Annotated in this window: 8 protein-coding genes; 2 read left to right on the top strand and 6 right to left on the bottom strand. The window is 61.9% G+C overall.

Features of this window, described 5'->3' with window-relative positions; translation table 11 throughout:
• Positions 1-245: hypothetical protein (locus ACQKP1_RS20595; RefSeq protein WP_427276796.1), on the top strand; the 245-nt coding region annotated here is incomplete at its 5' end.
• Between the two features lie 290 nt (positions 246-535).
• Entirely contained in the window at positions 536-2,479 is a 1,944-nt protein-coding gene (locus tag ACQKP1_RS20590; protein WP_203018291.1) for a M23 family metallopeptidase, read from the top strand.
• Between the two features lie 86 nt (positions 2,480-2,565).
• Here the strand turns inward: ACQKP1_RS20590 and clpB are convergent, their stop codons facing one another.
• The 6 genes from clpB to ACQKP1_RS20560 all read right to left on the bottom strand — a co-directional run bounded on the left by clpB (position 2,566) and on the right by ACQKP1_RS20560 (position 12,085).
• Positions 2,566-5,169: an ATP-dependent chaperone ClpB gene (gene clpB, locus ACQKP1_RS20585; protein ID WP_427276795.1), complete on the bottom strand. Its 2,604-nt coding sequence runs from the start codon at positions 5,167-5,169 to the stop codon at positions 2,566-2,568.
• A gap of 207 nt (positions 5,170-5,376) precedes the next feature.
• The gene (locus ACQKP1_RS20580) at positions 5,377-6,135 is read right to left on the bottom strand and encodes a DUF4167 domain-containing protein (protein WP_427276794.1); all 759 of its coding nucleotides are present in this window, start codon (positions 6,133-6,135) and stop codon (positions 5,377-5,379) included.
• A gap of 330 nt (positions 6,136-6,465) precedes the next feature.
• Complete coding sequence (gene prmC, locus ACQKP1_RS20575; protein WP_427276793.1) at positions 6,466-7,338, bottom strand: peptide chain release factor N(5)-glutamine methyltransferase; 873 nt, start codon at positions 7,336-7,338, stop codon at positions 6,466-6,468.
• Positions 7,338-8,417: a peptide chain release factor 1 gene (gene prfA, locus ACQKP1_RS20570; protein ID WP_427276792.1), complete on the bottom strand. Its 1,080-nt coding sequence runs from the start codon at positions 8,415-8,417 to the stop codon at positions 7,338-7,340. The genes prmC and prfA overlap by 1 nt, the downstream gene beginning before the upstream one ends.
• A gap of 39 nt (positions 8,418-8,456) precedes the next feature.
• The gene (ptsP, locus tag ACQKP1_RS20565; RefSeq protein WP_427276791.1) at positions 8,457-10,724 is read right to left on the bottom strand and encodes a phosphoenolpyruvate--protein phosphotransferase; all 2,268 of its coding nucleotides are present in this window, start codon (positions 10,722-10,724) and stop codon (positions 8,457-8,459) included.
• Between the two features lie 86 nt (positions 10,725-10,810).
• Positions 10,811-12,085, bottom strand: coding sequence for an aspartate kinase (locus ACQKP1_RS20560; protein ID WP_148167934.1), 1,275 nt, complete (start codon positions 12,083-12,085; stop codon positions 10,811-10,813).
• Positions 12,086-12,238: the final 153 nt, after the last annotated feature.

The raw sequence follows: 12,238 nt of genomic DNA, 5'->3' as shown, positions 1-12,238 counted from the left end.
TTGTCAAAAAACAGACGGAGCAAAACCCGTCGAAAATCCCTCACCGCCCAACCCTTAAGTCGGGCAACAAAACCAGCATCACAGCCAATTTCAAGAGATTTTCAAGAACGAAGGACTTCGTCGCTAGCAGCGCCGCCGCCCTCGTCAGTGAGCGGATGTATAGATTCGCTTCTCCGAGCAGTCAACAGCCTTCTTCGAGAAAATCTGAGAAAATCGACAAGCCATTGAAATGGCAGCGTTTTTGAAAAGTCTTATATCTGACAGCCCGCGGACCCCAGCGTTTGACGCCCTTTTTGGCTCGAGATACCCGCCCAATCCCCGCCCATGGCACCTTTCTGACCGCGCCATGTCCCCTCGCATAGGTGCGTGCCCTCGTGTGCGCGTGCGCGTGCCGCGCAATTTCCATATTTGCCTGATCTTAAGGCGGTCGTCCGCCGCGATTTGACGGGTCGGGCCAAAACATGAGACATGAAGACGTGATCCAGTCGAAGAACCGGCCAGGGCCCTGCCCTTACGCCACAGACCAGAAGACGGCATGACGACAGACCGCGACCTGATGCGCTCGCTTGGTGGTGAGCCTCCGATCCTGGCCGACGGTCTTCGTGCGCCCGATCGCCGGGAGATCTCCCTGCGCTGGCTGTCCGGCACCTTCCTCACCGGCATCACCTCCTGCATTCTGATGGGCGTTGCCTTGTTTGCCGCACTCGACGGCCGCCAGCAGCTCGCCATCCCGGCCGAAGCCTTTGCCGTGGTGCCGCCCGATCTCGGCGACGGTTCCGCCGAGGAAACCATGCGTGGCGACAGGATCTTCGCCCCCAAGATCGCCGCCCGCCCGGTCGACAAGGCCATTCTCGACGTGCCAACCGTCTTCAAGGACGGTGAGCGCGAGGTGGTCCGCAAGCTGCCCTTCGCCCATGTGAAGATGGTTCTTGCCGCCGACTATGCCAATCAGGAGCGCTATCCGCGTTTCGACCCGCTGGCGATCTTCGCCACCGACGACACGCCCCCGGCGGTCGCCAATCGCACCGGCTCGCTTTATGGTTCGGATGTCGAATCTGAGGTCATCCTGAAGTCGAGCCCCTTTCCGACAGTTCCGAACAAGCCACTGGCCGGCGAAATGACTTTCGACGAGGTCGAAGAGAATGTCCGCTCGAACGGCTCCGTGCTGACCGACGGCAATGCCCAGGTCGCGGCCCTCTACTATATCGATCCGCGTCGCTTCGATGCCGAGGAAACGGGGCTCGATCTCTCCGTCGGCATGGCCGCGCGCATCGTTGAAGAAAACATGAGCGTCGCCGAACCGGAAATCATCACACCGATGACACCGGAATATGCCGACGACATCCTGCCGGTCCGACGACCGCAATCGGTGGCCGCGCTGATGCAGGCCGCCGGCTACCCTGAGTCCAAGGCCGAGGATGTCGGCAAGGCACTGGCGCCTTTCATGAAGGGCGACGAGCTCGTCGAGGGCGACGTGATCCGCGTCGGGCTCTTGCAGCGTGGTGAAGAGGTCCGCCTCGTGCGCTTCTCCCTCTACCATCGGGCCGATCATATCGTGACGATGGCCGTCAATGACGTAGGCCGCCTCGTCGAGGGTGCCGAACCGCCGGAACTCGATGCCGTGGCGGGTGCGTTCGAGACCTCCCAGCCGGCGCTGATGTCCGGCCGCGATCTGCCCCGCGTTTATGACGGCATTTATCGCGCCGCCCTATCCTACGGGATGAACCAGGATCTGACGGCCCAGGTCATCCGGCTTCTCGCCGCCAATGTCGATTTCCAGGCACAGTTGAAGCCGACCGACATGCTCGAAGCCATCTTCTCCGTCACCGACGATGAAGGTCGCGCGACCGAGGACAGCGATCTCCTCTATGTGCGCGCCCGCTTCGGTGACTCGATCACTCAGTTCTACCGCTTCCAGGATCCCGAAGACGGATCGATCGACTACTTCGATGAAAACGGCAAATCGATCCGCCAGTTCCTGCTGAGAAACCCCGTGCCGAATGGCCGCTTCACCTCGGGCTTCGGCATGCGCCGGCATCCTATCCTCGGTTACTCGCGTATGCATACCGGCGTCGACTGGGCAGCTCCGCGCGGCACGCCGATCATTTCCGCCGGCAATGGCGTCGTCGAGAAAGCCGGCTGGGCATCCGGCTACGGCAATCAGACGCTGATCCGCCATGCCAATGGTTATGTCACCTCCTACAATCACCAGAGCGGCATCGCCAAGGGAGTCGTACCCGGCGCCAAGGTCACTCAGGGCCAGGTAATCGGCTTCGTCGGCTCGACCGGCGCATCGACCGGCTCCCACCTACATTACGAACTGATCGTCAACGGCACGAAGGTCGACGCGATGAAGGTCCGCCTGCCGGGTGGCAAGGCGCTCGAAGGCACAGCACTTGCCGCCTTCCAGCAGGAGCGCCAGCGTATCGACACCCTGTTGCAAACCGGTGGACGCCCGGCCCAGGTCGCAAGCCGGTGAATTGAACCATCAGCGCGTCGGACAAACGAAAAACGGCGGCCCACAAGGACCGCCGTTTTGGTTTTGTGCAGACGAAGCGATTGGGCTTAAGCCGCAGCGCTCACCGAAGCCTTTGGAGAGATCAACAACCGGTCGCTGCCCGCCTCGATCGTCACATCGGATCCATCGAGCACCTGACCGGAGAGGATCTGCTCGGCGAGCGGGTCCTGCAGGTATTTCTGGATCACCCGCTTCAGCGGACGAGCACCATAGACCGGGTCATAACCCTTGTCGGCGAGCCAGGCGCGGGCGTCCGGAGCGAGATCGATGCGGATTTTGCGCTCCGAAAGCAGCGACAAAAGCCGCTTCATCTGGATATCGACGATCGCGCCCATCTCCGTCCGGCGCAGCCGGTGGAAGAGGATAATCTCATCGACACGGTTGAGGAATTCCGGTCGGAACGAGGCCTTGACCACGTCCATCACCTGCTCACGAACCTGGTCGACATCCTGATCCTCGCCGAGGCTGGTCAGATAATCGGCCCCGAGATTCGAGGTCATGATGATGATCGTGTTCTTGAAGTCGACCGTCCGGCCCTGCCCGTCCGTCAGACGCCCGTCGTCGAGCACCTGAAGGAGAACGTTGAAGACGTCAGGATGTGCCTTCTCGATTTCGTCGAACAACACGACCTGGTAGGGCTTGCGCCGCACCGCTTCCGTCAGCGCTCCGCCTTCCTCGTAACCGACATAGCCCGGAGGCGCTCCGATCAGCCGGGCGACCGAGTGCTTCTCCATGTATTCCGACATGTCGAGGCGAACCATGGCCGTCTCGTCATCGAACAGGAAGCGCGCAAGCGACTTGGTGAGTTCGGTCTTGCCGACGCCGGTGGGGCCGAGAAAGATGAACGAGCCGATCGGCCGATTCGGATCCTGCAGACCGGCACGCGCACGGCGCACCGCACGCGACACCGCTTGCACCGCATCCCCCTGACCGACGACCGATTTGGCCAGGTCGTCTTCCATTCGAAGCAGCTTGTCGCGCTCGCCTTCCAGCATCTTATCGACAGGGATACCGGTCCAGCGCGAGACGACATGGGCAATGCCGTCGGGGTTGACCACCTCCTGTACCATGTTGCCGGCGGCCGAACCATCCTGCGCTTCGGCATCCACCAGCTCCTTTTCGAGCTTCGGGATCACGCCATAGGCGAGTTCGCCGGCGCGCTGGAATTCACCCTGACGCTGCGCGATCGCAAGCTCGTTGCGGGCTTCGTCCAGCTGCCGCTTGAGATCGGCGGCGAGGCCGAGCTTCTGCTTTTCCGCCTGCCAGCGGGCCGTCAGTGCATCCGCCTCTTCCTCAAGCGAGGTGAGCTCGGTCTCAAGACGCGCGAGCCGGTCGGCGGAGGCCGCATCGGTTTCCTTCTTCAGCGCTTCGCGCTCGATCTTCAGCTGAATGATGCGGCGATCGAGTTCGTCGAGCTCTTCGGGCTTGGAATCCACCTGCATCCGGAGCCGCGAGGCGGCTTCGTCCATCAGGTCGATCGCCTTGTCGGGCAGGAAGCGGTCGGTGATGTAGCGGTTCGAGAGCGTCGCGGCAGCAACCAGAGCGGAATCGGAGATCCGCACCTTGTGATGCTGTTCATACTTTTCCTTCAGGCCGCGCAGGATCGAGATCGTATCCTCGACCGTCGGTTCCTCGACCATGACAGGCTGGAAGCGCCGGGCAAGCGCCGGGTCCTTTTCGACATGCTTGCGGTATTCGTCGAGCGTGGTCGCGCCGACGCAGTGGAGTTCACCGCGCGCCAGCGCCGGTTTTAGGAGGTTGGAGGCATCCATGGCGCCATCGGCCTTGCCGGCACCAACAAGCGTGTGCATCTCGTCGATGAACAGGATGATCTCGCCGTTTTCGGCCTGCACCTCGTTGAGCACGGCCTTCAGCCGCTCCTCGAATTCGCCGCGATATTTGGCACCGGCAATCAGGGCACCCATGTCGAGTGCCATCAGCTTCTTCTCTTTCAGGCTTTCCGGCACATCGCCATTGATGATGCGCAGCGCCAGACCCTCGGCGATCGCCGTCTTGCCGACGCCGGGTTCACCGATCAAAACAGGATTGTTCTTCGTGCGACGCGACAGAACCTGGATCGTGCGCCGGATCTCGTCATCGCGGCCGATGACCGGATCGAGCCTGCCTTCGCGCGCTTCAGCCGTCAGATCCCGTGCATATTTCTTCAGGGCGTCGAAGCCGGCCTCGGCATTCGCACCATCGGCCGTGCGGCCCTTGCGGACCTCGTTGATCACCTGGTTGAGCGCATTGGCGGTCACGCCGCCCTTCTTCAGCGAGGCCGAAGTCGAAGCGGAGGACTCGATCGCAAGCGCCAGCAGAAGACGCTCGACGGTGACAAAGCTGTCGCCAGCCTTCTTGGCCGCGTCTTCGGCGGTCGAGAACACCTTGGCAAGTGGCTGCGCCAGATAGACCTGGCCATTGCCCCCGGACACTTTGGGCAGCTTGGCAAGGGCTGCATCATTGGCGATCCTCACGGCCTTGGCATCACCGCCCGCGCGGCTGATCAGCGACGAAGCCATGCCCTGCTCGTCGTCGAGCAGAACTTTCAGCACATGCTCGGGTGTGAATTGCTGGTGCCCTTCCGACAGGGCATAGGTCTGCGCCGATTGCAGAAATCCGCGCACGCGTTCGGAATATTTCTCGATGTTCATAGTCACTCTCCGTTTCCCCGCCCTGCCCGCAATCGGCACAGGTCGGTTGGTGTGGATGAGGTCCCCGGAAGCGGCGGACCCCGGAGCGGAAACAGCTCCCTTGACCGAGATATGGGAGCGGGATTTTGCCCTTTAAAGAGGCAGATAAACGAAAAACTCCGGGTCTGAGCCCGGAGTTTTGCAATCGTCAAATCGAGCTCGAAAAGCTCATTCCGAAGCGGCTTCGGCAAGAGCGGGTGCTTCGCCGCCTTCGCCGTTTCCACCTTCGCCAGCTTCACCACCTTCGCCGCCTTCATCACCGGCAGCGCTGCGGCGCGGCTGGCGACGCGGACGGTTGCCGGCATTGCGACGGCGCGGCTGGCGCTCGGCCCCGGCTTCCGCCTGGCTCTCGGCCGCAGCGGCTGCGGCTTCCGCCGGCATGTCTTCGATGACCGGCTGCGGACCGGTACCGGCGATCTCCGCCGGCTGCTGCGGCTGGGCCTGAGGCTCGCGCGGCTCCCGCTGGCGGCGCTCGTGCTGCTGGCGGTTCTGTTGCTGCGGCTGCGCCTGCGGGGCCTGCTGCTGAGGACGCTCGCCGCCCTGGGCGATGTTGTCGTCCGAGCCGTCGAAATCCTCGCCGTCCCGTTCGTTGTAGTCCTGTCGGTCGTCGCCGCCATCCCGGTCGTCACGTTGGAAGCGTTCCTGCATCTGCGACTGAGCGGCCGCGATAATGCGGTTATAGTGCTCGGCGTGCTGCAGGTAGTTTTCCGCCATGACGCGGTCGCCGGCGCTCTGGGCATCGCGAGCGAGCGTGGAATATTTTTCGGCAATGTGCTGGGCGGTGCCGCGGATCTTCACATCGGGGCCGGAGCTGTCATAGGTCCGGGTCAGCGGGTTCTGGCCCTTGCGGTTGAAATTGTTTCCACCGCCACCGCCGCCATTGTTGTTACGCCCCCGACCACGCTTATTCTGCTGTCCTGGCCTCATAGATGATTCACCTGAATGTCTTTGTTGTGCTGATAAAGGGCAACGTCATTGGCTCTGGTTGAACCGGACCAAGTCTCCACGCGCCGCCGACAGACCGCGCTCTCGCCTTGCTCGCCGCTGGTGAAAGTCGAGTTTACTGAGTACGCAACAGTCCCGTCGTGCTTCGCCGAGTTCGACAGCGAACCTTTTTCGAAGCCGGCCCAGTCGCGAACGAATCTTCGTTCTTTCCCCGCCGCCCGTTGCGTGCCCGCAAACTATTACGCTTCATCCGGAAAACCAAGCCTTTTTCTATGTTTCCCGTAATTATCCTTAGCAGCCGCAGCAAAGGCGCTAATCAAGCCGCTTCGCAAACACCAGGACACGGTCGTTATCGCCGTAATCGCGGCGCTCTTCGACAAGGGAAAAACCTGCCAGTTCAAATATTTGCGTCACGTCCTCGCGCTGGTCGAAACCGATCTCCAGACCGATGAGCCCCTGGTCTTCGAGGTGTCTCGACGCGCCCTCGGCAATCGCGCGATAGGCGTCGAGCCCATCCGGACCACCATCCAGCGCGGCCATCGGATCAAACTTGGTTACTTCCGGTTCCAGTCCCTTGACCACATCGCTGCGGATATAGGGCGGATTGGAAACGATGAGGTCGAAGCGTTCGGTCGTCTTGTCGAACCAGGGACCTGCCAGCGTGGCAAACCGTGACGCCAGCCCGTTGCGCTCGGCATTGTCAGCGGCTGTCTTCAAGGCATCTTCGGAGATATCGATCCCGACAGCCTCGGCCTCGGGACATTCGTGAAGCAGCGCAAGCGCGATTGCTCCGGTTCCCGTTCCAAGATCGACAAGTCTCGGCTTGCGACCTTGCGCCACCATAGAGTTGAGATGTGGCAGGATAACGTCAACCAGGATTTCCGTATCCGGTCGCGGTTCGAGCGTGCCGGCCGACAGCGCGAGATCGAGCCCGTAGAATTCACGCCGGCCGAGGATACGATGGACCGGTTCGCGAGCGAGCCGCCGAAGTACGCCCGCCTCCACCCGTGCCGCGCCTTCGGATGAAACCGGCTTCTCATCCTCGAGCAACAGGGACGTGGGGCTAAGCTCGAGAAGGCCACAGACAAGAACCCGCGCATCACCAGCAGCATCGTCCAATCCGGCCGCCTCGAATCGCCGCCGCGCCTCCACGATCAGAGACTTAGCCGAGGGCGCGGCGTCCATCACTGGTTTTCGCCCAGCTGCGCAAGCTGCCCGGCCTGGTAATCCGAGATCAGCGCATCCAGCATTTCGTCGAGATCGCCTTCGATCATCCGGTCGAGCTTGTAGAGTGTCAGGTTGATCCGGTGATCGGTCACGCGCCCCTGCGGGAAGTTATAGGTGCGGATACGCTCGGAGCGGTCGCCCGAACCAACCTGGCTCTTGCGGTTGGCCGATCGCTCGCTGTCCAGCTTCTGCCGTTCGATGTCGTAAAGCCTCGAGCGCAGTACCTGCAGGGCCTTGGCGCGATTCTGGTGCTGTGATTTCTCCGAGGATGTCACGATCAGTCCGGTCGGCAAATGCGTGATGCGCACGGCCGAGTCCGTCGTATTGACGTGCTGGCCACCGGCACCCGAGGCGCGCATCGTGTCGATCCGGATGTCTTCAGGCTTGATCTCGATGTCGATGTCTTCGGCTTCAGGCAACACTGCAACGGTTGCTGCAGAGGTGTGAATACGTCCGCTCGCTTCAGTCTCCGGCACGCGCTGCACGCGGTGTACGCCGGACTCGAACTTCAGCTTGGAGAACACGCCGCGACCGCTGATCGTGGCGATGATTTCCTTAAAGCCGCCGGCTTCCCCTTCGCTGGCGGAGAGAACTTCGACCTTCCAGCCCTTGGTTGAGGCAAAGCGCTCATACATCCGGAACAGGGCACCGGCAAAGAGTGCCGCCTCGGACCCGCCGGTTCCTGCACGGATTTCCAGTATCGCGCTCTTCTCGTCCGCGGCATCCTTGGGCAGAAGCAGGATCTGCATCTCGCCCTCAAGCGCCTCGATCCCGCTTTCGATTTCGGGCAACTCCATCTCGGCAAGCTCGCGCATCTCCCGGTCCGTCGCCTTGTCGGAAAGCATGGCGCGCAAGCCGTCGGCCTCGTCGATCGCAGACTGGTATTCGCGGATCTTCTTCACGACCGGCTCAAGCTCGGAATACTCGGAGGCGAGCTTCACATAGACATCGGCTGCCGGTCCCGCAGACATTCGCGCTTCGATCTCACCGAACCGGCGTTCGAGCTCGCGCATTTTCTCGACAGGAAGCTTCGCCACCCTTTACTCCAGGTCAGTCACCAAAGTCAGTCGTCAAAGTCAGACGGGGATGTTGTGCTCTTCCGCATGGCGGAGAAGCAGGTCGCGCACTGACACGCCTGGGGTGTCGTCGTCAAGCGCAGCCATCAAAACCTCCGAGAGCAGACCAACGTCGAGACCGAGCAGCATGGCCTTGACCGGACCGATCGCGGTCGGCGACATCGAGATGGAGCGGAAGCCGATGCCGAGCAAAGCCATGGCCGAAAGCGGCTTCGACGCCATCTCACCGCACAGCGTCACCGGCGTCTTGTTACGCTCTCCGGCCCGAACGATATCCCTGAGGATCCGGAGGAACGGCCGCCCGAGCACGTCGAAGCGGTCCGAGACCCGGGCATTGCCGCGATCCACGGCCATGGAAAACTGGAACAGGTCGTTCGATCCGACCGAGACGAAATCCACCTCGTCCATCAGCTCGTCGAGCTGCCAAAGCAGCGCCGGCACTTCGAGCATGGCGCCGAATTGCAGCTTTTTCGGCAATTGATGGCCGAACTTGGAGATGTGCTGGATCTCCTTCTGCATCAGTTCGCGCACGGCCCGGATCTCCGAGACCTCTGTGACCATGGGCAGCATCATCTTCAACTCGGCGCCGGAGGCTGCCTTCAACAGCGCGCGCAGCTGCGTGCGCAAAAGTCCCGGCCGATCGAGCGACAGGCGGATCGCCCGCCAGCCAAGCGCCGGGTTCTCTTCTTCCTGGGAGCGAAAATAGGGAACAACCTTGTCGCCACCGATATCGAGCGTGCGGAAGGTGACCGGACTGCCAGCGGCCTGTTTCAGCACACTGCGGTAAAAGCTCTCCTGCTCCTCGCCCTTCGGCATGGTCGAGGAAATCATGAACTGCAACTCGGTGCGGAACAGCCCGATGCCATCGGCACCGGAATCGGCCAGTTGCGGCAGATCGACCAGAAGGCCCGCATTCATCTGCAGCTTGATCCGGTGACCGTCCTTGGTGACAGGCTCGACATCGCGCAGCGCGCGGAACTGTTCCTGCCGCTTGGCCCGGAGCTTGACCTTTTCCTCATAGGCCTTCTGCAGGTCGGCGACCGGGCGCACATGCACCTTGCCGTCGTCACCATCGATGATGACGGGATCACCGTTTTCAGCGAGCGCCACGGCACCCGCCGCCTGGCCGACGACCGCAATGCCCATGGCGCGCGCAACGATCACGACGTGGCTGGTGACGGCGCCTTCTTCGAGCACGAGGCCGCGCAAATTCGCACGCGGATAGTCGAGCAATTCTGCCGCCCCCATCGCGCGGGCAAAGACGATCGCGTCGTTCGGGAAGCCTTCGGCAGCACTGTGCGGCGAAAAGCCGGTGAGCTGACGCAGCAGGCGGTTCGCGAGATCGTCGAAGTCGTGCATGCGTTCGCGCAGATAGGGATCGGTGAGGCGCATCATGCGCGCCTTGGTGTCGCTCTGCACCTTCTCGACCGCAGCTTCCGCCGTCAGGCCGTTGTGGATCGCCTCTTCCATGCGCCGCACCCAGCCCTGATCATGAGCGAACATGCGGTAGGTTTCGAGCACGTCGCGGTGCTCGCCTTCCATGGAAATCTCGCGCCGCGACAGCATGTCGTCGATCGAGATGCGGAGCGATCCGAGCGCCGTTGCCAGACGGCGTATTTCCGTCTCGCTGTCTTCGTTCAAAAGATTGGTGACGACGATGCGCGGCTCGTGCAGCACGACGTAGCCGAGGCCGATGCCCTCGGAATAGCTGTCGCCGTCGATCGAAACGGGTCGTGTCAGATCAAGTTCGAGGCCAGGACGAGTGATCTTCTTGAGCTCGCCGGTGGCGATCATTTCCGCAATCACCATCGCAGTCGTTTCGAGCGCTTCGAGCTCGTCCTCGCGATAATTGCGCTGCGCCTTGTTCTGCACGACGAGAACGCCGAGGCTTCGCCCGGCGCGCAGGATCGGCACACCAAGGAAGGAGTGGTAGATCTCTTCGCCGGTTTCCGGCAGGTAACGGAAGGCCGGATGCGCCTGGGCATCCGAAAGATTGAGCGACTGGGCAGAGGCCGCGATCGTGCCGACGAGACCCTGACCCATCTTCAGCTGCGCCAGGTGAACAGCGTCCTTGTTCAGACCTTCGGTCGCATAGAGTTCGAGAACGCCGTCGGAGCGCAGCACATAGACGGAGCACACCTCTGCGACCATGTTGTTCGCGATCTGGCGAACGATCCGATCCAGTCGCTCCTGCGGCTCGAGCGGCTCCGCCATCAATTCGCGCAGCCGCTTGAGGAGGACGCGGGGACCCGCAGAAAGGTCTCTCATCCCGATTTTGCTCCACTTCCCATTGGTCAGCGGATTGTTACCCTTACCTTTTCAGGGGTCGGGTCACGCGAGTCCGCTCTCAGGAATCAATTCTTATCCAGACCGTAGCAGGAATGCAAAGTGCGAACCGCAAGCTCGGCATAGGGGCCGTCGATCAGGATCGAGATCTTGATCTCGGAGGTTGTGATCGCCTTGATGTTGATGCCCTTCTCGGCCAGCGCCCGGAAGGCGGTCGCGGCAACGCCTGCATGGCTGCGCATGCCGATACCGATGACGGAAACCTTCACGAGACCCTTCTCGCTCTGGACGACGTCGAAGCCGATCTTCTCCTTGTTGGAGCCGAGAACGGCGAGCGCCTTGTCCACGTCACCAGATGGCACGGTGAAGGTCATGTCGGTCTTCGAACCGTCTTCCGAGATGTTCTGGACGATCATGTCGACATTGATATGGGATTCGGCCAGCGGCCCGAAGATCGCAGCGGAAACACCCGGCCGGTCGGCCAGACGACGCAGCGAAATCTGGGCTTCATCCTTGGCATAGGCAATACCGGTGACGACTTCCTGTTCCACGATCTCTTCCTCATCGCAAATCAACGTACCGGGCGGGTTCATCAGATCACCCATGCCCGGCGCATCGGGATCTTCAAAGCTGGAGCGCACAAAGGTGCGGACCTTGTGTACCATGGCGAGTTCGACGGAGCGGACCTGCAGCACCTTGGCGCCGAGCGAGGCCATTTCGAGCATTTCCTCGAACGCGATCTTCTTCAGGCGGCGCGCCTTGGGCTCGATGCGCGGGTCGGTCGTGTAGACGCCGTCCACGTCGGTATAGATATCGCAACGGTCGGCCTTGACGCCGGCAGCAATCGCCACGGCAGACGTATCAGAGCCACCACGGCCGAGCGTCGCGATGCGATTGTCAGGACCGATACCCTGGAAACCGGCCACGACAGCCACCTGGCCTTCGCCCATACGGCGAATGATCTCGGTGCCGTCGATCTCCTGGATGCGGGCCGCACCATGAGCGTTGTCGGTCTTGATCGGGATCTGCCAGCCCTGCCACGAGCGCGCATTGATGTCCATCGACTGGAGCGCGATCGCCAGCAGGCCGGCGGTGACCTGTTCGCCGGAGGCCACGACCGCATCGTATTCACGCGCATCGTAAAACGGCGAAGCGGCGCCGGCGACCTTGGGCATATTCTGCACCCAGTCGACCAGCTCGTTGGTCTTGCCCGACATGGCCGAGACGACGACGGCCACTTCGTGACCCGCATCGACTTCGCGTTTCACATGGCGCGCGACGTTATAGATGCGATCCAGATTGGCGACGGATGTTCCGCCGAACTTCATGACGATGCGAGCCATAGACTTGAACCATATGCCCTTGAAAGACGCCGGAACCCCGGCACAGAAACACCGACCTGGGCGGAAAGCCTCAGGTTGCGGGGCTTTTAGTCTATATGTTCCCGGGGCGCAACGGCCACTTGCCCCCCAAACGGTACGGTAAAGCGCGGTTTT

It is taken from the genome of Allorhizobium sp. NPDC080224 (assembly GCF_050281005.1).
GTDB lineage: Bacteria > Pseudomonadota > Alphaproteobacteria > Rhizobiales > Rhizobiaceae > Allorhizobium.
This window is presented reverse-complemented; position numbering and strand designations above follow the sequence as displayed.